Source organism: Acidisoma sp. 7E03 (assembly GCF_054665075.1).
Genome location: NZ_BAAFHE010000011.1, coordinates 164,072 through 186,335 on the forward strand (window position 1 = coordinate 164,072; position 22,264 = coordinate 186,335).

Below are 22,264 nucleotides of genomic sequence, written 5' to 3' on the forward strand. Positions count from 1 at the left end.
CCGCCACCCAAGGCGGAACGGCCCCCACCGGGGCCTGTCCGCTGCTCCCTTTCGATCAGTGATCATCGGGGGCCGGGATGGACTACTGGCGCCATAGACGAAGGAGTTGCGCATGACCAAGCGCACCGAAAGCAAGTTCAAGATCAATCGCCGCCTCGGCGTCAATCTCTGGGGCCGCGCCAAGTCCCCCGTCGCGAAGCGTGACTACGGTCCGGGCCAGCACGGCCAGCGCCGCAAGAAGCCCAGCGACTACGGCGTGCAGCTGATGGCCAAGCAGAAGCTCAAGGGCTACTACGGCAACATCAGCGAGAAGCAGTTCCGCAAGTATTACGAGGAAGCCGTCCGCCGGAAGGGCGACACCTCCGAGAACCTGATCGAGCTGCTGGAGCGCCGGCTGGACACAGTGATCTACCGCATGAAGTTCGCGATCACCCCCTTCGCCGCCCGCCAGTTCGTCTCGCACGGCCACCTGCTGGTCAACGGCCGCCGGGTGAACATCGCCTCCTACCTCGTCAGCAATGACGACGTGATCGAGGTGCGCGAGAAGTCGAAGCAGCTCGCCGTCGTTCTGGATGCGACGCAGAGCGGTGAGCGCGACGTGCCGGAGTATATCGAGGTCGATCATCGCGCCATGAAGGGCCGCTACCTCCGCGCGCCGAAGCTTGCGGACGTTCCCTTCCCCGTGCAGATGGAACCGAACCTGGTCGTCGAATACTACTCGCGCTGATCAGGCTTTCGATCGAATCGCAAAAGGGCGTCCTTCGGGGCGCCCTTTTTCGTTGGAGGACAGGATGGACGAGACGGCACCCCCGGTGATCGATACCGAGCGGCTGCACCTCCGCCGCATGACCGAGGCAGACGTGCCCGCGCTGCACGCCATCATGCGCGACCCCGCGGTGATGCGCTTCTGGTCCAGCCTGCCGCATGCGCGCGAAGCGGATACCGCTGCCTTCGTCGCCAGCACGATCGCCGCGGTCGCCGCAGGCGAGTCGGACGATTTCGTCATCACGCGCGATGGTCGCGTCATCGGCAAGGCGGGGCTCTGGCGCGGTGGGGAGATCGGCTTCCTGCTGGCGCGCGACCAATGGGGTCAGGGTATAGCCGCTGAAGCGCTGCGCGCCGTCATCGCGCGCGCCTTCGCGCGCGGCGCGACGGAGATCACGGCCGATGTGGACCCGTCGAACGCGGCCTGCCTGCGGCTGTTGACGCGGCTCGGCTTTCACGAAACGGGCCGCGCCGCGCGGACTTTCCTGATCGGTGAGACCTGGGTCGACAGCGTCTATCTGGCGCTTGCCGCACCCTGAACGGAAACGCCCCGGCCCTCGCAGGAGGACCGGGGCGTTTCTCATCCCCGGATGTCGGGTCCGGGCTGGAAGCGGATGTCGCCGTTACGGGACGTAGTAGGCCGGAGGCGGGGGCGCGGCATAAACCACCGGGGGCGGCGGGGCCGCGTAGTAGACCGGCGGCGGCGTATAGACGACCGGCGGCGGAGGCGGGGCGTAATAGGCGGGCGGCGGGGGCGCCGCGAGCGCGCTGCCGACCGCGGCACCCACGGCAAGGCCCAGCAGGCCGCTCGCGACCGCAACGCCCGGGCCGGGGCCGCCATAGCCACCGTGCCAGCCACCGTAGCCGCCATGCCAGTGGTGCCAGCCCTGCGCCTCGGCATGTGTGCTGAGGGCAACGGGCGCCGCTGCCAGCCCGGTGACGAGCGCCGCCGCGGCAAGGCCGCGGGTCAGATGGGAAGGCGAGAAGAATGTCATGTCCCAAACTCCTTTCGGCGTATCCCTGAAGGCCTGCCTGCACCCTTGGGGTTGCAGGCTCAGCTGGATCGCCGCCTTGGAGCTTAGATAGACCCCGCTTCTGACCGTTCTAGGGCAGCGTAGGCACAATGCCGCCGCAAAGCTCCCAGGGAGTCCGCGGCCTGCAACGCTCAGTCACGAAAACGGCCGACGGGAACCCCCGCGCTCTCGACCGCCATCATGAAAAGTCCGCCGGCGACCGGGAATTCCGCCCGCTTCTCGGCCGTGGCCGGTAGCGCAGACGTGATGAAGATCTGGTTCTCCGCGAAGCACGGCATGGTCACGTTCGGTACCGGCATGGCGATCTTCTCGATGATCGTCCCATCGGGGGCGAAGCGGTTGATTACGCCCATGCCGGAGCCGGCGGACCAGTAGACGCCCTCCATGTCCAGCGCGCCGCCATCCGGCCGCCCTTCTTCGTTCGTGACCTCGGCGAAGCGGCGGCGGTTCGAGATCGCACCCATCTCGGCGTCGAAGTCCCAGCAGTCGATCCACGGGCCGCGCGTATCGGAATGGTACATGGTGCGGCCATCGGCGCTCCAGGCGAGACCGTTGGAGTTCTTCAGCCCCTCCACCTTGATCTCGACCTGCCCCTGCGGCGTCACGCGGTAGAGCTTGCCGGAGGGCAGACCATCCGCCCCCTCGTTGATGGTGCCGACCCAGAAGCAGCCATCCGGGCCGACCTTGCCGTCATTCAAGCGATTGGTAGGTGGCTCCGCGATCTGCGCGAAAGGATCGAGCCGGCCGCTCGCCAGATCGAAGAACATCAGCTTCTGCTTTTGGGACACGAGGATGCGGCCCGAGCGGCACAGCGCGAAGCTGCCGAGGACTTCCGGCAGTTGCCAGCTCTCCCGGGCATCCGCCGCCGGATCGTAGCGATGCAGCCGCCCGTTCGGGATGTCACAGAAATAGAGCTGCTTCGCCTCGGCGTCCCAGGTCGGGCATTCGCCGGTCCCGCATTTACTGTCCCAAACGAGGTCTACCCTGCGCTCCGTCATCACCGCCTCCTACCGCTTCCCCGGGCCCGCCGCCATGGCCGGTCCGCCTCAGGGATATAGGCGGCGCGTCAGGCAGCGTCGACCTTCGGACGACCCCGGCCGAGGCTTTCGGCATCAGGTTCCGGTGTCGTCGTGTCCCCGCTCATCAAGGCTTCGAGAATGGCGCTGCGCAGATGCTCGAGCTTGCGCTCGTTCTGCACCTTCAGGCCGAACACGTCCTTGATGTAGAAGACGTCGATGGCGCGCACGCCATAGGTGCTGACATGGGCGGAGGCGATCTGCATCCCCTGGTCGGTGATCGCCGCCGTCACGTCATGCAGCAGGCCCGGCCGGTCGCGCCCGTTCACCTCGACCACCGTGTGAGTATTGGAAGCGTGGTTATCGATCACCACGCGCGGCGGCACATGGATCGCCCGCATGCGCTGGCCGAGGAGCGCATCCGACAGGCCACGAATTTCCTTGTCCATCCGCAGGCTGCCCGACAGTGCCTGCTCGATCAGCACGGAGAGCCGTGCGAGGCGCTGCGGCGAGTTGAAGATGCCGCCGCTCGCATCCTGGATCCAGAAGGTGTCGAGCGCCATGCCATTGGTCAGCGTATGGATGCGTGCGTCGACGATGGAGGCGCCGGCGATGGCCAGCGCACCGGCGATGCGGCTGAAGAGGCCGGCATGGTCGGCGGCATAGACCGTCACCTCCGTCACCGCGCGGCTGTGCAACACCTCGTGCTGCACGCTGAGCGGCGCATTGCGCAGGGTCGCCTCGCGGATCATCCGGCCGTGACGCTCGTGGGTTGCCGGGTCAAAGCTCAGCCAATAGGCCGGGTAGCCGAGTTCGAGGAAGCTGCCGATGTCCTCGGCGGTCCAGTCCTCCAGCCGCTCGGCCGCGGCTTCCTTGGCGCGGGCCACGCGCACGTCACGCTCCGTGGTGGCGAGACCGCCGGCCAGCACCTCGGCCACGCGGGTGTAGAGCTCGCGCAGCAGCGTCGCCTTCCAGCCGTTCCAGACTTTCGGCGAGACGGCGCGCATGTCGGCAACCGTCAGCACCAGCAGCAGCTTGAGCCGCTCCGGCGATTGGACCGTATCGACGAGATCGAGAATCGTCTTGGGGTCGTCGATGTCACGCTTGAAGGCGGTCTGGCTGAGCAGCAGATGATGCAGCACGAGCCAGGAGACCATCTCGGTCTCTTCCGCCGAAAGGCCGAGCATCGGGCAGATGTTGAGCGCGAGTTCGGCGCCAAGCACGGAATGGTCCCCGCCCCGACCCTTGGCGATGTCATGCAGCATCACGGCGGTGTAGAGCGCGCGGCGCGACTGCAGATGATCGACGATGCTGGAGGCGACGGGCGCCGCATCGGTGAGTTCACCACGCTCCAGCGCCGCCACCACGCGCAGCGCCTCGATCGTATGCTCATCAACCGTGAAGACGTGATAGGTGTCGAACTGCATTTGGCCGACGATCCGCGCCCAGTCCGGCACGAGCCGGCTCAGGATGCCCGTCTCGTTCATCAGCGACATCCAGCGCGCGCCGTCCGATCGGCCGGTCTCGCCGTCCCGACCGCAGAGCAGGTCCATGAAGATCGCCATGGCCTGCGGGTCCCGCCGCAGCTGGATGGTCAGCCGCTCGTTGCGGATCATGGAGCGGAGCGCAAGCGGATGGATGCGCAAATGCCGGTCTCGCGCGAACTGCATCACACGCAGCATGATGATCGGCGAATGCGCGGCGGCGTCGAGATTGGCGCAAAGCAATTGGCCATCGGCGAGCGCCAGGCCTGCCTGTTCCAGCGCCCGGTCCGTCGGCGCGACGAGCGCCGGGGAGCCCCGCGCCACGCGCACGATTTCGGGCTCCAGCACATGGGTCAGGCGCGCCACGTCCCGCGCCGTCAGGAAGTAGTGGCGCATGAAGCGCTCCACCCCGTCCTGCACGCCGTGCCGGGTATAGCCCATGCGGGCGCCGACGATCGGCTGCAGGTCAAAGGTCAGCCGCTCTTCCGGTCGGCCGGCGATGTAGTGGAGATGGAAGCGGACGGTCCAGAGGAAATCCATCGCGCGTCGGAAATGCCGGGCCTCCCGCAGCGTGAGCATCGGCCCGAAGGGGCCGTCCTTCGCAAGTAGTTCCTCGATATCGGCGATGTCGAAGACATAGGCCGCGATCCAGTGCAGGTAATGCAGGTCGCGCAGCGCGCCGCGGCCTTCCTTGACGTTCGGCTCGACGAGGAAAGGGCTGTCGCCGTAGCGGCGATGGCGGGCCGCGCGTTCCGCCTGCTTGACGCGGATGAACTCCCCGGCGCCGGCCGCCGCGCATTCCGCCCGAAAGCGGGCGCGGAATTCGGTGAACAGCGCATCCTCACCGACGAGGCAGCGGGCATCGAGCAGGCTGGTGCGGACCGTCGCGTCTGCCCGGGCCTCCTCCAAGCATTCTTCGATCGACCGGGTGGCGTGGCCCACCTTCAGCCCGAGGTCCCAGAGGAAGTAGAGCATGAACTCGACCGCCGCGAGCGTCTCCTCCGAAGGGTCGCTTTCGGTGAGGAAGAGCAGGTCGATGTCGCTGAAAGGGGCGAGATAACCGCGGCCGAAGCCGCCCGTGGCGACCACCGCCATGCGGTCCGGCGCATGCGGCCGCGCGACCGAGGTCGTGTAGTGCATCAGCGCGCGCACAACGACGTCCATATGCTCGGCGAGGGCGACGGCCGCGGTGAGGCCCGTCATCTCGTCGCGCTCGAAGGCTTGCTGCAATTGGTGCTGGGTGCGCGACAGATGACGCCGGAAGACGGCCAGCGCCGCATCGCGGGGGATCGCCCCATCGGCAGCAGCAATCTCGGCCAGGGCGTCGGTCAGGGTGGGGCTCACAGGTGAATTGGCGCTCGACATTGTCACGATGCTAGGGAATCCGCCGCAGCGGCACCAGAAACCAGGTCCTTCAAACGAAACAGGCACTCCAGAGCCTGCCGCGCGGTCAGGTTCTCGGGGTCGATCTCGGCCAGCGCCTGACGCAGAGGATCCTGATCCTGCGGCGACGCGGGCCCGGCCAAGTCCCGTTCATCATCATGTTGCGGAGAGGCCGCCGCAAACAAGGGCAATTCCGCCGATTGCGTCAGCGGACCAGCCTTCTCCAAACTGGCGAGCAGACTACCGGCGCGCTTGACGACGGCCGGCGGCACGCCGGCCAGCGCCGCCACGTGCACGCCCCAGCTTCGCCCCGCCGCTCCTTTGGTCACTTCGTGCAGGAAAATGACGCTGCCCTTCCAATCCTTCACCCGCATCGTCGCGGGCTGAAGATGCGGCATTATGCCGGACAATCGGGCCAATTCATGGAAATGGGTGGCGAAGATCGTGCGGCAGCGGATCGTATTGTGCAGGGCCTCCAGCACTGCCCAAGCGATGGCCAGACCATCGAGCGTCGCGGTGCCGCGGCCGATCTCATCGACGACGACCAAGCTGCGCGGGCCGCCCTGATGCAGGATGGCCGCGGTCTCCGTCATCTCCACCATGAAGGTGGAGCGGCCGCGCGCGAGATCGTCCGACGCACCGACGCGGGAGAAAAGCCGGTCGACGATGCCGATGGTGGCCGCTTCCGCCGGCACCGGCAGGCCGGCCTGCGCCATGATGACGATCAGGGCGTTCTGCCGCAGGAAGGTCGATTTGCCGGCCATGTTGGGGCCAGTCAGCAGCATCAGACGACGGCTCGACGAAAGATCGCAGTCATTCGGCATGAAGGGGTCGCGACCGGCGAGCGCCGCCTCCACCACCGGATGCCGCCCACCGCGGATGAGGAAGGCTTCATCCTCCGTCACCTCGGGTCGGCACCACCCCACGGTTTCGGCCAAACGCGCGGCGCCTTGCAGCACGTCCAGCAGGGCGAGGGCCGCCGCACAGTCGGAGAGTGCGGCCCGCTGCTCCATCACCTCGGCCACCAGCTCGTCGAAAACCACCCGCTCGCGCGCGCCCGCCCGTTCGGCAGCCGCGGCGATCTTGCGATCGAGTTCCGCAAGCTCGGTGCTCGTGAAGCGCGCGCCGGAGGCGAGCCCCTGGCGTAGCACCAGTTCGGGATAAGCGCGCAGCTTCTCGGATGCCGCGGCCGGGACCTCGATCAGATAGCCAAACTGCGCGTGATGTTTGATCTTGAGATTGGGCACGCCGTAGCGCGCCGCATACTCCGCCTGGATCTCCCCCAGAATCTGGCGCTGCTCGTCCCGCAAGCGGCGCTCGGCGTCCAGTTCCGCGTCGAAGCCCGGGGCAATGGCGCGGCCGTCTTCCAGGCGGACGGGCGGCGGATCCGCGAGCGCGCGTCCGAGCAGGGCGGCGAGTTCCGGCAGCGCCCCGCAGGCCGCCCGGACCCCTGCCAGCAGTGGCGGCAGAGCCTCAGGCAGCAAGTCCGCGATCTCGCCCGCGATCCGCACCGCGGTCCCGATCGCCGCGAGGTCGCGCGGATTGCCATGGCCGAGGGCGACGCGGCCGAGCGCGCGGGCCAGATCGGGCGCCGCGCGCAGCCGCAGGCGCAGCTCTTCCGTCAGAGCCGTCTGCGCCGACAGGAAATCCCAGGCATCCTGGCGGTCGCGCACGCCAGCGGCGTCCGTCAGTGGCGCGTGCAGCCAGGCCGCGAGCAGGCGCGTGCCGCCGGGGGTGAGCGTGCGGCGGACCGCCGCGAGCAGGGTGTGGTTGCCGCTGCCGCCAGCGCGTGCCTCACTGATATCGAGGCTGCCTCGCGTCGCCGCATCCATCGCCAGCACACCGCGTTCGCCCTGCGGGCGAGGATGGGCGAGATGCGGCAGGCGGCCGGCCTGCGTCAGCCGCACATAGTCGAGGGCGACGGCAGCCGCCACCGCTTCCGCATCCGCGAAGGTCCCGAAGGCGTCGAGGCTGGCGACCGCGAAGGTGCGGGCAAGCCGCGCCCGGGCGTCGTCCGGCGCCGGCGCGAGCGGCGGGTCGCCGACCGCACGCCGCTCCTCCCACGCTCCCAGCGCTACGGCGGGGGGCGCCAGAACTTCGGCAGGATCCAGGCGCCCGAGCAGGGAAGGCAGATCCGCCCGCGCTAGGTGAGCCGTTTCGAACTGGCCAGTCGAAATGTCGAGCCAGGCGGCGCCAAGGGGCGGATCGGCGGCGGCGCGCCCGCGCGGCTTCTCCTCCTCCACCAAGGCCAGTAGCAGATTGGGCTGAGCGGCTTCGAGCAGCGCCTCCTCGGTCAGGGTGCCGGGGGTGATGATGCGCACCACCTCCCGCTTCAGCGGCCCTTTGCCGGCGCGCTTTTTGGGATCCTCCATCTGCTCGGCCAGCGCCACGCGAAAGCCGCGGCGGATGAGCCGGGCGAGATAGGCATCCCGCGCGTGGACGGGCACGCCGCACATCGGGATAGGCTGGCCGCCATGTTCCCCCCGGGCGGTCAGCGCGATGTCGAGCGCAGCGGCCGCGGCTTCGGCATCCGCAAAGAAGAGTTCGTAGAAGTCGCCCATACGAAAGAACAGCAGGGCCGTCGGGTGATCCGCCTTCATCGCGAACCACTGGGCCATGGAGGGGGTGGCGCCGGCGGCGCTCGGAATCTGCATGACCTAAGGTCTAACCGCCCGGAGCTGTTCCGCGAAGTGGCCGGTTGGGGGTTGGGGCATCCTTAGTGCGCATGGGAGGATAAGACGCCATCAAGGCTTCACCCGGAGGTCCTTCGTCGAATTTTAAAAATTTTGATGCGCATCATGGCGCGGAGACGGCTAGAGGGTGAAACTGGGAAGATCAGAGTGAACGATTTTTTGGTGTGCAAAGGATTTCGTGGTGTCAAGTTTGACAATTTGGAAGACTTTAGTGTGAAGAAAGAGTCAAAACGCACGCCATTCATAGAATTCCATTCGTAGGAATTGACTTTTTTTGTATCGAAGCCGCAATATGACCTTGCCCGAAAACAAAAATAATCAGAATTTCGTGGCATGTTCATCCTCAAGCCTCCTCCCGGGGGTTCCGGGCGGCGCAGCCTGCTAATGAGGTCGTAAACCTGCCATGGGTGCGAGTTTTTGCAGCGGGACGCGGATTTTGACGACGCGCGGTCGGGTGCGGGTCGAGAAACTGCGCCTGGGGGACCAAGTTTTCACCGTCGGCCATGGCGTCCAGCCCATTCGCTGGATTGGCCACCGGATTTACGGCCGGGCCTTTCTCCGCCTCAATCCGAGCGGCATTCCGATCCGCATCCAGGTCGGTGCGCTGGACGACGGCGTGCCCTCGCGGGATCTCTACGTCTCGCCCTTCCATAACCTTTTTATCGACGGTGCGCTCATTCCGGCCGAAGCGCTGGTCAACGGCATCTCCATCACTCGCTGCGAGGAGATGGACCCGGTCGCCTACTACAATATCGAAGTGCCCATGCATGCGGTGGTGCTGGCCGAGGATCTGCCGGCGGAGACCTATGTCGACCGCGGCGACCGCGCCATGTTCATGAGTTCCGTCTTCGACGATCCGCCCCAGGCCTCCGCCGCGGCGTTCCGCACCTGCGCCCCCATCCTGCAGTCCGGCCCGGTGGTCGAGCGGGTGCGAGCGCGCATCGCGCTCCGCGCCGGCATCGTTGAGCCCGACCTGATGGAGCGCCCCCAAGGTGGCCCGCTGCGCGGGCGCCTGGAATGGGCGGACCATGCCTCTGTCTCCGGCTGGGCCTGGCTGCCGGATCATCCCGATGAACCCGTGGTCCTGGAAATCCTCGACCATGATGAAATCATCGCCGTCGTCTTGGCCGACCAGTTCCGCGGGGATCTGCGCCGCGCTGGCATGGGGGATGGCCGGCACGCCTTCCACGCCGAGTTGCCCCGCCGGCTCGCCCCCTCTCGCGCACACCGGCTGATCGCCCGCCGTGCCGCGGACTGCCTGCCGCTTCCCGGCATGCCTGCGGTCCTGCCGGCCCATGGCCCCGCCGAAGCGCTCGCCGGGCTCGACCTCGCGGCGATGATCAACGGCGCCGATCTGACGGAAGCCCAACGCGTCATCGCCTGGCTGGAGCAGCAGGCGGTAAAGCTGCATGCGCTGCTGACCGATGCCTCCCCCCTCCCCTGTCGCGAGGCCGAGGAGGCCACTCCCGCGCGGCGCGCCAAACCCCGTGTGCGGCCGCAGCAGCGAGCGGCGCTGAAGGATTCGCGGCTCGCCTGAACGGCCCCGGTCGCCAGTCTTCCGCCCCTGCGCTATGCAGGCACCGCAGCCACGCGACTGGCTGCGGGCACGCAACGACAGGGGATGAGAGATGGCGGGACTTCCAACCTTTGCGACAGCGCCGGGATTTCTCGGGCGGTCATTGACCGGCCCCGGGCCGACCTTCACCGTCGCGGGGATTCCGCTCGACATCGGCGTGACAAACCGTGCCGGCGCTCGTTCCGGCCCAGGCGCCATCCGCCAGGCCAGCCGCATGCTGGTGGATGGCGAACACCCGCATTTCTGGACCGACGTCAACGAGATGCCGATCGCCGACATGGGCGAATTTGAAATTGCCCTCGGTGATCTCGCCAAGAGCCTCGCCTTGATCGAAGAACAGGCCTCCGCCATCCCGCACCTGCTGGCGATGGGCGGCGAACACGGCATCACCCTGCCGCTGCTGCGGGCGCTGCGCAAACGCGAAGGCGCGCCGCTGTCGCTCATCCATTTCGACGCGCATCTCGACACCTGGGACGACAATTTTGGCCAGGTCTACGGCCACGGCTCGGTCTTCTACCACGCCATCGAGGAAGGCCTGGTCGATCCCCGGCGGATGATCCAGATCGGCATCCGCTCTCCCGTGCAGCGCTATGTTTGGGATTGGACGGTGTCGCGCGGCGTCACGGTGCTGTCGGCGCAGGACGTCCATGCCATGGGGATCGAGGCGGTGGCGCGCCGCATCCACCAGGTCGTCGGCCGCAACGTGCCGACCTACCTCACCTATGATGTCGATTGCCTCGATCCGGCCTTCGCGCCCGGCACCGGTACACCGGAGATCGGCGGCCTCGCCACCTGGCAGACACAGGCGATCCTGCGCCACCTCACCGACATCTCCTTCATCGGCATGGACGTGGTCGAGGTACTGCCGGCACACGACGTGAGCGAGATCACCGCGCTCGCCGCTGCCACCGTCATGTGGGAATATCTGGCACTCCTCGGCCGGCCGAATGCCTGAGCCCGGCATGCGCAACCTGCTGACCGACGTGCCAGGCCTGCAGGTCGGGCACGCGACCGACCTCACTCTCGGCTCGGGCGTCACCGCCATCCTCTTCGATGAGCCGGCCGTCGCCTCCGTCAGCACCTTGGGGGGCGCGCCGGGTAGCCGGGACACGACGATGCTCGAACCGGAGATGACCATCGGCCATGTCGACGGTATCTGCCTCTCCGGCGGTTCCTGCTTCGGGCTGGACGCCGCGGGCGGCATGCAGGCCTGGTTCCGCGCGCAGAAGCGCGGCACCATCTTCGCGGGCGTCCACGTCCCCATCGTGCCGCAGGCGATCTGCTTCGATCTGTTGAATGGGGGCAACAAGGATTGGGGCCGCTTCTCCCCGTATCGGGAGATGGGCTTCACGGCCGCCGAGGCCGCGACGGCAGGAGACTTCGCCCTCGGCACCGTCGGCGGCGGAACCGGCGCCACCACGCCGCTGGTCAAGGGTGGCCTCGGCTCTGCCAGCCTCCAGCTGCCCGGGGGCTCGCGCATCGCGGCGCTCACCATCGCCAATCCGGTTGGCAATCCACTGGTCGGCGCCGGGCCGCATTTCTGGGCCGCGCCCTTCGAGCGGGACGGCGAATTCGGCGGCCTCGGCCTCCCGACCCTGCCCTGGCCGGAGGACAGCCTCAAGCCCCGGCTCAAGGGATTGACCGCGGAGGACGATGACGAGGAACCGGCGACGGCCACCACGATCGGCCTGGTGGTGACCGATGCGCCGCTCAGCAAGGCGCAGGCGAAGCGGCTGGCCATCGCCGGGCAGGATGGCCTCGCGCGCGCCATCCATGGCACGCACCTGCCCTTCGACGGCGACACCATCTTCGCGGCGAGCACCGGGCACGGCGCACCCGTCGATCCGCAGGTGCTGACGCAACTCTGCCTCGCCGCGACCCTCGTGGTGGCGCGCAGCATCGCCCGAGGCGTCTATGAGGCGACCGCCCTGCCCTATCCCGAGGCGCTTCCTGCCTGGAAGGACCGTTTCACCATGTGATGGCTTCGACCTCGGCCGCGAAGCCCAGCAGCCGCGCCTCGCTCCACAAGGGGCCGACGAAGAGCAAGCCGAAGCCCGCGCCCGAAGGGTAGAGCCCGGCCGGCACGGTGACGCCGGGCAAGCCCGCGATGTTGATCTCGGAGACGGCGGTCTCCAGGATCGGCTCGGGCGCCATGAGCAACGGCGGCTCGGCGCGGGTTTGCGGCATCACCATCCCGTCCAGCCGGTGTTCGGCCATCACACGGTCGAAGATCCGCAGATAGGATTCCCGCGCGGCGAGGAATTCGGACAGATCGGGCACCTCTCGATAGGTTTCGACGAGGCGCGGAAAGGACGGCATCTCCCAGAGATAGCCCAGCGGCCCCGCAGGATCGAAGGGATCGGCGCCGGTCACCGCCCGCAAGGTTTCGAGCGAGTGAATGGGGGAAGACGGCCCGAAGCCCGCGAGATAGCGGTCGAGGTCGTGCACCACGGCTTCCTCACCGCGCGGATCATAGGGCAATGCCGTCACGAAGCGGGCGAGATCGGCGACGCCGGTGCCGGCGAACGGGTCTTCCACCAGTTCGGCGCCGAGTGCGGTGAGGAAGGCACAGGCCTGGGCATAGAGCGCCGCGGTGTCCGGCCCGAGCGGACCATGCCGCCAGCCGGGCCCGTAGAGGCCGAGGCGCTTGCCCTTGAGCGCGCCGGGCTGCAGAGCCGCCGCATAGCCGCCTTCGGGGCGGCGACCGATGCCCGCCACCGTCTTCGGATCGTCCGCCGTGTAGCCGGCCAGGACGTCGAGTGCGATCGCGGCGTCAGCGACCGTCATGGCGACCGGCCCCACCACGTCGCGGGTGCTGCCGGCCAGCGGCATGACTCCGGAATTGGGCACGAGACCGAAAGTCGGCTTGATGCCGACCAGGCCCTGCGCCGCTGCCGGATTCTGAATGGAGCCGCCGGTCTCCTCGGCGAGGCCGATGACGGCGTAGCCGGCGGCGACACCGGTGGCGGACCCCGCGCTGCTGCCGCCGGGGGCACGTTCGGGCGCGATCGCGTTCAGCGTCGGCCCGGCCCAGCTGTCATTCGCATTGGTGCCCGAGGCGCTCATCACCGGCACATTGGTCTTGCCAAGCAAAAGCGCGCCCGCCGCCCGCATGCGGGCGACCACCGCACTGTCCCGCGACGGTATTAGATCCACCCCTCCGGCACGCGCCGAGAGCTTGGACCAGCCGCCGGTCGTAGGCAGGCCGGCCATGTTCATCGTGTCTTTCACCAGCACCGGCACCCCGGCCAGGGGCCCCAGCGGTTCGCCTGCGGCACGGCGCGCGTCGATCGCCCGCGCCTCCTCCAGAACATGCGGGTTCGGGCTGATGACGGCGTTGAGCCGCCCGTCCTCCGCCGCGATGCGGGCCAAGGACTGTTCGGCCACGGCTTCCGCCGAGGTGTCGCCCCGGGCGAGTGCTGCCGCGAGCGTCTGCACCGTCCAGGGTGCGGTCATGCGCGTCTCCGTCGTCTGAGGTCGAATGCGTCTCTGAGCCCGTCGCCCAGCATGTTGAGGCCGAAGACGGTGAAGGCAATCGCGACGCCTGGAAAGAGGGTCAGGAACGGCGCCGTGTAGATATAGGTCTGAGCGTCGTTGAGCATGCGGCCCCAGCTCGGGGCGGGCGGCTGTGCACCGAGGCCGACGAAGGAGAGCGCGGCCTCGGCGAGGATGGCGAGGGAGAGCTGGACGGTGATCTGCACGATCAGCACGCTCAGGATGTTCGGCAGGACATGGAGGCAGGTGGTGGTGAAGCGGCCACGCCCGAGCGCGCGCGCCGCGCGGGTATAGTCCTGCACCCAGACGACGCCCGCGGCCGTGCGGGTGACGCGCGCGAGGACGGGAGCGGTGAAGATGCCGATGGCGATCATCACCGTATAGGCGCCGGGGCCGCGCAGCGCCGTGATCATCACGGCCGTCAGCAGCGCGGGAAAGGCGAAGGTGAGATCGGCGCCACGCATCAGCACCTCCTCCGCCCAGCCCCCGCGGGCGGCCGCGATCAGTCCGGCGGGAATGCCCAAGGCCGCCGCGAGTGCCACCGAGACGACCGCCACCAGCAGCGAGTTCTGCGCCCCAACCATGATCATCGACAGCGTATCGCGCCCGAAGGCATCCGTCCCGAAGGGATGCGCAGCACTTGGCCCGCTGAGACGGTGCAGGATGTCGATCGCGGTCGGCACGTAGGGGGTCCAGACGACGGAGACGAGGGCTGCGAGCAGGATGACGGCGGTGATGCCGCCACCCAAGGCGAGACGCAACCGGCTCATGCGTGCTTCGCCACGAGCCGGGGGTCGAGCACGGCGTTCAGCACGTCGACCAGGAAGTTGATGACGATGACCAGCCCGGCGAAGAGCAGGACGAGATCCTGCACCAGCACGAGATCGCGTTGACCGATCGCCTGGAAGAGCAGCGAGCCCAGGCCCGGCAGGGTGAAGACGTTCTCGATGATGATGGTGCCCGCGAGCAGGAAGGAGAATTGCAATCCCATCAGGGTCGTGACGGGAATTAGGGCGTTGGGCACGGCATGCCGCCAGAGGATGGCGCCTTCCGCCTGTCCCTTGGCACGCGCCGTGCGCAGGAAGTCGCGCTGGCCGACGTCGAGCACGGCGCCACGGGTGACGCGGGCGAGGATCGCCGCCTGCGGAATGGCGAGTGCCACCGTCGGCAGAACAAGCGCCCGCAGCGAGCCACCGACGCTGTGCCACCAGCCGGGAAAGCCGCCGGCGGGGAACCAGGCGAAATGCACCGCGAAGAGCAGGACGAGCAGCAGGCCGAGCCAGAAGTCCGGAATGGCGATGCCAACTTGCGTCACGCCCATGATGCCGCCATCGGTGAGGCCGCGGCGAGCCGCCGCCCAAACGCCGAGCGGGATGGCGATGAGGGCCGAGAGGAGCATGGCCATGACGGCGAGCGGCAAGGTGACGGCAATGCGCTGCAAAATGAGCGCTGAGACCGGCGCGTCATAGGCGATGCTGCGCCCGAAATCGCCGGTCAGCAGTCCCGATGCCCAGTGCAGATAGCGCAGCCACACCGGCAGATCGAGGCCGAGCTGGTGACGCAAGGCGGCAAGCGTATCCGGCCGCGCATCTGGCCCCAGGATGACGAGGGCCGGGTCGCCGGGCAGGATCTGCAGCACGACGAAGACGACGACGGAGGCGAAGATCAGAGAGGCGAGGAGCGAACCTGAGCGCCGCAGCAGAAAGCGCGTCACGCGCCGCTCACTTTGCCCAAGAGACGCCCGTCACGTCATCCATCGGCATCGGCTCGTTCTTCCACATGCCCTGCAGACCTGCTTTCCAGATGCCGATCTTGGGCAGAGCGAACAGGAAGACGTTGGGTTCGTCCGTTGCCAGTTGACGCTGCAACTGCTGCACCAGCGCCGTCTGCTTCGCCGGGTCCGTCGCCGCGATGTACTCCTTGTAGAGCGCATCGTAGGCCAGGCTGTGGTAATTGAAGTAGTAGTGCGGGCGGGCATAGATATCGAGATCTTGCGCTTCCACATGCGCGATCACCGTCGCGTCGAAATCCGACTGGCTGAAGACCTGGGACAGCCACTTCGCCCATTCGACGGATTCGAGCTTGGCGTTGATGCCGACCTGCGACAGATAGGCCGCGATCAACTGGCCCGAGCGCTGCGCGTAGCTCGGCGGCGGCAGGGTGATGGTGAAGGTCGTGCCGGGCGCCACACCGGCCGCCTTGAGCAGGGATTTCGCCTTCGCGGGATCGTAGGGATAGGTGTCGGCCAGATCGACGTAGCCCGGATCGTTCGGCGTGTAGTGGGAGCCGATGACCGTGCCGAGGCCCGAATAGGCGGCTTCTACGATCGCCTTGCGGTCGATCGCATAGGCGAGCGCGTGGCGCACGCGCACGTCGTCAAAGGGCTTGCGGGTGTCGTTCAGCGCCAGGATGACCTTGCCTTCGGTGGTGCCGATCTCGACCGTGAAGCGCGGATCATGCTGGAACTTGGGCACCGTCTCGGGCGCGGGGAAATCCGGATAGGCGTCGATCGCCCCGGAGAGAAGGGCCGCGGTCGCCGCCGCCGGATCGGGGATGATGCGGAAGGTGACGGAGGCGAGAGCGGGCGCCGCCCCCCAGTAGTGCGGGTTGCGCACCAGCTCGATCCGGTCGCCCGGCACCCAGCGGCTCACCATGAAGGGCCCGGTGCCGACCGGCTTCGTCTTGTTGGTCGCGGCCGAATTCGGCGCCACCATCACGGCGTCGCCCCAGGCCATGTCGTAGAGAAAAGTCGAGGTCGGCTGCTTGAGAGCGACTACCGCCTGGTCCGGCGCTGGGCAGGCGATGCTCGCGATCGGCGCGAAGAGCTGCTTCTGCGCGTTTACGCTATCCGGTGCCATGGCGCGGCCATAGCTGAACTTGACGATGGAACAATCGAAGGGCGTGCCGTCCGAGAAGGTGACGCCCGGCTGCAGCGCGAAGGTATAGGTCAGGCCATCGGGCGAGACGGTCCAGGATTTGGCAAGGTCGGGGATGACCTTGCCGGCCTGGTCGATGCGGGTCAGCCCCTGGAAGATGTTGGCATAGGTCACCTCACGGATGGCTGCCGCCGCCCCCGCCGTCGGGTCCAGCCCCGGCGGCTCGAGCGCGATCGCGAGCGTCAGGCTATCCGGCGGTCCAGCCAGCGCCGCATGCAGCGGCAGAAGCGTCGACAGCGCCGCCGCCCCGACCCATCCCCAGGAACGCTTTACCTTTGGCTGTTTCAACGGCCGGACCCTCATCTTCTGCCGACCGGCAGAAGATCATCGCGCGCGCCCGCTGCCAAGAGCGAAAGGGATCGAAGGCGGGCGCGACCGGGGGAACGATCCGTCCCGCCAACGAACGATGAGTACTCATCCTCCTGCGGGCGGGGCGGGTCCGATCATTCAGCCGCCTTCGCCGCTCGCCGCCAGGCGTGCAGCACGAACTCCGTATAGCCGTTGGGCTGGGCGCGGCCCTTGAAGACGAGGTCGCAGGCGGCCTTGAAGGCCGGGCCGTCGAAACCGGGCGCCATCGGTCGGTAGAGCGGGTCGCCCGCATTCTGCTTGTCGACGACCGCCGCCATCCGGCGCAGCGCCCCCATCACCTCGGCTTCCGACACCACGCCGTGATGCAGCCAGTTGGCGAGGTGCTGGGAGGAAATGCGAAGCGTCGCGCGGTCCTCCATCAGCCCCACGTCATGGATATCCGGCACTTTGGAGCAGCCGACGCCCTGATCGACCCAGCGTACCACATAGCCGAGGATGCCCTGGCAATTGTTGTCGATCTCCTGCGCGATCTCTTCGGGCGACCAGTTGGCGCCTTCGGAAACCGGGATGGTCAGCAGGGCGTCGAGCCCAGCTTGGGCGCGGCTCGCCAGTTCTTCCTGGCGGGCGGCGACGTCCACCTGATGATAATGCAGCGCATGCAGGGTGGCCGCCGTGGGCGACGGCACCCAAGCGGTATTCGCGCCGGCGCGGGGATGGCCCACCTTCTGCTCCAGCATCTCGGCCATCCGGTCCGGCGCCGCCCACATGCCCTTGCCAATCTGCGCCCGGCCGCGCAGCCCCGCGGCGAGGCCGATGTCGACGTTGCGGTCCTCGTAAGCCTTGATCCAGGCGGTGGACTTCATGGCGTTCTTGCGCACCATCGCCCCCGCTTCGATCGAGGTGTGGATCTCGTCGCCCGTCCGGTCGAGGAAACCGGTATTGATGAAGACCACGCGATCCTTCGCCGCCGCGATGCAAGCCGCGAGATTGGCGGAGGTGCGGCGCTCCTCGTCCATGATGCCCATCTTCAGCGTGTGGCGGGCGAGGCCGAGCAGATCCTCCACCCGGTCGAAGAAGCCATTGGCGAAGGCGACTTCGGCGGGGCCGTGCATCTTGGGCTTGACGATATAGACCGACCCCGCCCGGCTGTTGCGGATCGGCCCAGTGGACCGCAGATCATGCATCGCGATGAGCGCGGTGATCACCCCGTCCATCAGGTTCTCGGGAATCTCCGCCCCGTCCCGGGTCAGGATCGCATCCGTCATCATGTGATGGCCGACGTTGCGGATCAGCATCAGGCTGCGCCCCGGCAGGGTCAGCGTGCCGCCATCCGGCGCGGTAGAGACGCGGTCGGCTTCCAACCGGCGCTCGCGCGTGCGGCCGCCCTTTTCGAAGGAGGCCGCGAGCGTCCCCTGCATCAGGCCCAGCCAGTTCGTGTAGACCGCCACCTTGTCCGCCGTATCGACGGCAGCGACGCTGTCCTCGCAGTCCATGATCGTGCTGATGGCGGATTCGAGCAGGATGTCGGCGACACCCGCCGGATCGTCCCGGCCGATGGGATGCGACCGATCGACCACGATCTCCGCATGCAGGCCATGATGGCGCAGCAGGATGGCGGTCGGCGCCTCGGCCGGGCCGCGATAGCCCGCGAAGGCGGTGGGCGTCTGCAAGGGCTGGCCGTCCACCAGCAGTGCACCGGCGGCAATGGTATAGGCACGGGCCCCGGCATGGCTGCCCGAGGCAAGCGGCGCGATCTCGTCCAGCAGCGCCTTGGCCCGCGCGACCACGCGGGCGGCGCGGACCGGATTGAGCGCCCGGCCGCGCTCGGCGCCATTCGCCTCGTCGATCGCGTCCGTGCCGTAGAGCGCATCATAGAGGCTGCCCCAGCGCGCATTGGCGGCATTCAGCGCGTACCGGGCATTGGTGATCGGAACCACGAGCTGCGGCCCGGCGATGCGGGCGATCTCGTCGTCCACCCGATCCGTGCGCACCTGGAAAGGCGCGGGCTCGGGCTCCAGATAGCCGATCTCGGCCAGGAAGGCGCGATAGGCGGCGGGCTCGCCTGGGCCTTTGTGCTCCTTGTGCCAGGCGTCGATCGCCGCCTGCAGCGCATCCCGGCGCGCGAGAAGGACGCGGTTCTCAGGCGCCAGCTCATGAACGAGCGCGGAAAAGCCGGCCCAGAAGGCGGCAGGCGCGATCCCCGTTCCGGGGAGAGCCGCGGTCTCGACGAAGTCATGAAGTGGCTTGGCGACCTGAAGGCCGCCTGCGTCGATCCGTTGCATGCCCGGCTCCTCTATCTGGCGTGGCGGGAGGCTAGACCGCCATGGCCGCCCGCGGAAGCCGGAAGCAACTCGGCCCGCAGCACGGTGCCGCCCCAGCCCGTCACCTTGTCGGCACCGACGATGTCACCCGGGGCGTGATCGGCCCCTTTGACCAGAAGATCGGGCCGCAGAGCGAGAATCATGTCGAGGGGCGACGGCTCTTCGAGGATGCAGACCAGATCGACGGCCGGCAGCGCGGCAAGGGCGGCCGCCCGTTCGGCCGCCGGGCGCGGCGGACGGCGCCCCCGCCCCGACAGCGCATCGCCTTCGATCGCGACGATCAACCGCTCGCAGGCGCCGCGGGCCTGTTCGAGGAGATGGGCGTGGCCCTTGTGCAGCCGGTCGAACCGGCCATGGGTGAAGCCGACGCGCCAGCCCCGCCGTCGCCAGCGCTCGGCCTGCTCGATCGCCGCCTCCCGGCTGACGATCTTGCTGCGATTGCCCGATCCGGGATCGATCCGGGTGAGGATGTCGTCCCGTCGGGCGACGGCGGTGCCGACCTTGCCGACGACGATGCCGGCCGCGACATTGGCGAGGCGGGCCGCCGTCGGCAGCGGCAGCCGTGCGCCGAGGCCGGCGGCAAGGACGGCCGCCACCGTATCTCCGGCGCCCGAGACGTCGTGCACGTCCAGCGCTTCGGCAGGAAAATGCCAGGCGGACTCCGCCTCCACCAGACTCATGCCATGTTCCGACCGGGTGACGAGCATCGCGCCGATGCCGTGGCGCGTGAGCAGGCTACGCGCCGCTGCCTCGATCTCGGCATCCGTGTCGGCCGGCAGGCCGGTCACGGCCGCGAGTTCCCGGCGGTTCGGCATGATCACGTCCGCCCCGGCATAGCGGGCATAATCCTCCCCGCGCGGATCGACGATGATCGGCCGGCCAGCCGCCCGCGCCGCGGCGATGAGCTGCGCCGGCATCTCCCCGGCAAGCACGCCCTTGCTGTAATCGGAGAGGATGGTGACGCTGGTCGCCGCCATGGCATCGGTGGCGATGCGCAGCAGGCGCTCGGCGATCTTCGGATGGACGGGCCCCGGGTCCTCCGTATCGACCCGCAGGAGATGCTGGCCGCTCGCGATGAAGCGCGTCTTGACCGTGGTGATGCGGGCGCCCTGAACGAGCAGCCAGGGCTCGACCCCGCTCTGGCGGCCGATCAGCGCCGTCAGATCCGAGCCCGCCATGTCGTCCCCCACCACCGAGACGAAGGCCGCGGCCGCGCCCACGGCCGTGATGTTGCGCACCACGTTGGCGGCGCCCCCCGGCAAGGATAGTTCGCGCTGGACGCAGAGGACGGGGACCGGGGCTTCCAGGCTGATGCGATTGGCCTCGCCGTAGAAGAAGCGGTCGAGCATCGCGTCGCCCACGACGAGGACGGAGGCCCGGCTCAGCTGCCGGGCCGCGTCGGCCAGTTCCTCGGCGGCGTCGGTCGGCAGGGCGGTGGAGGCACCGTTCACATCGTTCATGAAACCGAAATAGCCCCAATGTGCGATCGCGGGTAGTGGAGATCGCGGCAGTGGTGCCGAAGGGCTCAGGAAGGCCGCCGTCCGGAAAGCCCTGCCGGTGCGCGGCCCATATGAGGGGAACGCATAAGGGGGAGGTTGATCCCCCCGGAGCCGCGTGTTAAGTGCGCCGCCATCCCGTTGGGGGATAGTTTAGCGGTAGAACTCCCGGCTCTGACCCGGGCAGCCTTGGTTCGAATCCAGGTCCCCCAGCCACCCTCCTAAAATAAATGATCGAGCGGCGTTCCCCCTACTGGGGCAGCGAGCGGATCGTCCCCGCCCTCACTCCCGGGAGCCGCGGGTCTCGGGGCCGTCGAGGTAATAGGCCCGCTTCGCCTCGTACATGGCCCGGTCCGCCTGGCGGATGGCGGCTTCGAGCCGCATCCCCTCGCGCGCCGTCGCATGGCCCATCGCGACGGTCAGCGGCGTCCCGTAGAACTGGTTGTTGATCGCCATCAGTTCTTGAAGTTGTTCGATCATCATGGCGGCGCCGTGCTCGTCCGTCTCCGGCATCAGGATGGCGAACTCGTCCCCCCCGATGCGGCAGGCGAATTGCTGGCCGGTCGCTGCCTTGCCCAGAACCTCGCCCATGCGCCGCAGCATCGCGTCGCCTGCCTGGTGGCCAAGCACGTCGTTCACCTCCTTCAGCCCGTTGAGATCGAGAATGATGACGGAGACGGGGAAGCGTCCGCGCCGGTCGAGCCGGTTGATCTCGTCCGCGTAGAAGGACCGGTTGTAGAGCTTCGTCAGTTCGTCGTGCTTGCCCAAGAACTCGAGATAGGCTTCCGCCTTCTTGCGGGCGGTGATGTCGGTCAGCGCCACCAGCACGCGCGTCCAATCCGTCTCATGCCCGGGCATCGCGGAGAACTGCATGTGCAGATAGAGCTCCTCTCCCGTCAGGCTGTAGTTGACCACCTCGCGCTGCTGGTGGACCTTGCCGTCCCACAGCTCGATCAGCTGCTCCTTGAAGTGAGTCTGCATCCGGTCACGGAAGATTTCGGATGTGCCGGCAAGCAGCATCTCCCGGTCCCGCGCGCGAAACAGCTTCAGCGTGTAGTCGTTCACTTCGAGCACGCGGATCTCCCGCATGCAGCGCAGGATGAAATCCTCATGCACGTCTAGAAAAGTGCGGAAATCGCTGATGCCGCGCTCGCGCAGCTCTTCGAGCAGACGGCGGATCGCGCTGAAATCCTCAACCCACAGCGACACCGGAGAGAATTCGAAAAGCCCGCGCGCATGGCGTTCGCTTTCAATGAGCTGGCGCCGCGCGGCCTCCCGCTCCGTCACGTCCTGCACCGCCACCAGCACGCGGCCCATGTCCGCCTCGTATCCGGGCAGGACGTTGCCCGTCACCTCCACGTCCAGCCGTCGGCCGGACAGCGTGTAATTGACGGTCTGGCTGAAGAAGCGGGTCTTACCGTCCCAGAGCTGCACCAGTTCCTGGGCGTGGCTGGCGAGCGATTCCGCCCGGAAGACGCGGTCGAGATTGCCCACGATCTCCTCCAGCGCCTCGGCCTCGAAAAGCTCGAGGGTCCGCGGATTGACGCGCAAGACGCGCAGGCTCGCCGCACAGCGGCGCACCCGCGCCTCATCCTCGGCAAGAAAGGGGGCAAGCGCCGTCACCCCCGCCGCCCGCCACTCGGCGAAGATGGTGGCAAGGCCGCTATAGTCTTCGAGCCACAGCGAAACCGGCGCGCGGTCGAACATGCCGGCGGCGAGCGCCGCCTCATCCTCTCGGCATGCGGCCATTGCGTCG

16 protein-coding genes and 1 tRNA gene are annotated in these 22,264 nt (G+C 68.0%); 6 read left to right on the plus strand and 11 right to left on the minus strand.

Translation table 11 applies throughout. From position 1 onward, the window contains the following. The first annotated feature begins 112 nt into the window (after positions 1-112). Positions 113-727, plus strand: a complete 615-nt coding sequence (rpsD, locus tag ACYQ6W_RS17470; protein ID WP_459677071.1) for a 30S ribosomal protein S4 — start codon at positions 113-115, stop codon at positions 725-727. 64 nt (positions 728-791) lie between these two features. Next, positions 792-1,304: a GNAT family N-acetyltransferase gene (locus ACYQ6W_RS17475; RefSeq protein WP_459677072.1), complete on the plus strand. Its 513-nt coding sequence runs from the start codon at positions 792-794 to the stop codon at positions 1,302-1,304. An 84-nt stretch (positions 1,305-1,388) separates the two neighbouring features. Here the strand turns inward: ACYQ6W_RS17475 and ACYQ6W_RS17480 are convergent, their stop codons facing one another. The 4 genes from ACYQ6W_RS17480 to mutS all read right to left on the minus strand — a co-directional run bounded on the left by ACYQ6W_RS17480 (position 1,389) and on the right by mutS (position 8,336). After that, positions 1,389-1,760, minus strand: coding sequence for a hypothetical protein (locus ACYQ6W_RS17480; RefSeq protein WP_459677074.1), 372 nt, complete (start codon positions 1,758-1,760; stop codon positions 1,389-1,391). Positions 1,761-1,930: 170 nt separating this feature from the next. Then, positions 1,931-2,797 carry an SMP-30/gluconolactonase/LRE family protein gene (locus tag ACYQ6W_RS17485; RefSeq protein WP_459677075.1) on the minus strand — a complete coding sequence of 289 codons (867 nt, stop codon included), beginning with the start codon at positions 2,795-2,797 and terminating at the stop codon, positions 1,931-1,933. A 68-nt stretch (positions 2,798-2,865) separates the two neighbouring features. Then, positions 2,866-5,664, minus strand: a complete 2,799-nt coding sequence (locus ACYQ6W_RS17490; RefSeq protein WP_459677125.1) for a [protein-PII] uridylyltransferase — start codon at positions 5,662-5,664, stop codon at positions 2,866-2,868. Between the two features lie 2 nt (positions 5,665-5,666). Beyond that, positions 5,667-8,336, minus strand: a complete 2,670-nt coding sequence (gene mutS / locus ACYQ6W_RS17495) for a DNA mismatch repair protein MutS (protein WP_459677076.1) — start codon at positions 8,334-8,336, stop codon at positions 5,667-5,669. A gap of 442 nt (positions 8,337-8,778) precedes the next feature. Between mutS and ACYQ6W_RS17500 the strand changes: the two genes are divergently transcribed. The 3 genes from ACYQ6W_RS17500 to ACYQ6W_RS17510 all read left to right on the plus strand — a co-directional run bounded on the left by ACYQ6W_RS17500 (position 8,779) and on the right by ACYQ6W_RS17510 (position 11,930). Continuing rightward, on the plus strand, positions 8,779-9,912 hold the full coding sequence (locus ACYQ6W_RS17500; RefSeq protein WP_459677077.1) for a Hint domain-containing protein: 1,134 nt from the start codon (positions 8,779-8,781) through the stop codon (positions 9,910-9,912). A 91-nt stretch (positions 9,913-10,003) separates the two neighbouring features. Then, a complete protein-coding gene (gene speB / locus ACYQ6W_RS17505) occupies positions 10,004-10,906 on the plus strand; it encodes an agmatinase (RefSeq protein ID WP_459677078.1) in 903 nt (300 codons plus the stop codon). A gap of 7 nt (positions 10,907-10,913) precedes the next feature. Then, positions 10,914-11,930, plus strand: a complete 1,017-nt coding sequence (locus tag ACYQ6W_RS17510; protein WP_459677079.1) for a P1 family peptidase — start codon at positions 10,914-10,916, stop codon at positions 11,928-11,930. Here the strand turns inward: ACYQ6W_RS17510 and ACYQ6W_RS17515 are convergent. The 6 genes from ACYQ6W_RS17515 to ACYQ6W_RS17540 all read right to left on the minus strand — a co-directional run bounded on the left by ACYQ6W_RS17515 (position 11,920) and on the right by ACYQ6W_RS17540 (position 20,472). Then, positions 11,920-13,407: an amidase gene (locus ACYQ6W_RS17515; RefSeq protein ID WP_459677080.1), complete on the minus strand. Its 1,488-nt coding sequence runs from the start codon at positions 13,405-13,407 to the stop codon at positions 11,920-11,922. The two genes, ACYQ6W_RS17510 and ACYQ6W_RS17515, sit on opposite strands and share 11 nt — an antisense overlap. Then, positions 13,404-14,216, minus strand: coding sequence for an ABC transporter permease (locus ACYQ6W_RS17520; RefSeq protein ID WP_459677081.1), 813 nt, complete (start codon positions 14,214-14,216; stop codon positions 13,404-13,406). Before ACYQ6W_RS17520 ends, ACYQ6W_RS17515 begins: the two co-directional genes overlap by 4 nt. Further along, positions 14,213-15,160 carry an ABC transporter permease gene (locus ACYQ6W_RS17525; protein ID WP_459677082.1) on the minus strand — a complete coding sequence of 316 codons (948 nt, stop codon included), beginning with the start codon at positions 15,158-15,160 and terminating at the stop codon, positions 14,213-14,215. The genes ACYQ6W_RS17520 and ACYQ6W_RS17525 overlap by 4 nt, the downstream gene beginning before the upstream one ends. A gap of 7 nt (positions 15,161-15,167) precedes the next feature. After that, positions 15,168-16,670: an ABC transporter substrate-binding protein gene (locus ACYQ6W_RS17530; protein ID WP_459677083.1), complete on the minus strand. Its 1,503-nt coding sequence runs from the start codon at positions 16,668-16,670 to the stop codon at positions 15,168-15,170. Between the two features lie 155 nt (positions 16,671-16,825). Beyond that, on the minus strand, positions 16,826-18,973 hold the full coding sequence (locus ACYQ6W_RS17535) for a malate synthase G (protein WP_459677085.1): 2,148 nt from the start codon (positions 18,971-18,973) through the stop codon (positions 16,826-16,828). Positions 18,974-18,984: 11 nt separating this feature from the next. Further along, a complete protein-coding gene (locus ACYQ6W_RS17540; RefSeq protein ID WP_459677087.1) occupies positions 18,985-20,472 on the minus strand; it encodes a PfkB family carbohydrate kinase in 1,488 nt (495 codons plus the stop codon). A 178-nt stretch (positions 20,473-20,650) separates the two neighbouring features. On the opposite strand from ACYQ6W_RS17540, the gene ACYQ6W_RS17545 reads away from it, so the two are divergent. After that, positions 20,651-20,724: transfer RNA gene (locus ACYQ6W_RS17545), tRNA-Gln, on the plus strand. Positions 20,725-20,790: 66 nt separating this feature from the next. Here the strand turns inward: ACYQ6W_RS17545 and ACYQ6W_RS17550 are convergent. Further along, positions 20,791-22,257: a sensor domain-containing diguanylate cyclase gene (locus ACYQ6W_RS17550; RefSeq protein WP_459677089.1), complete on the minus strand. Its 1,467-nt coding sequence runs from the start codon at positions 22,255-22,257 to the stop codon at positions 20,791-20,793. Positions 22,258-22,264: the final 7 nt, after the last annotated feature.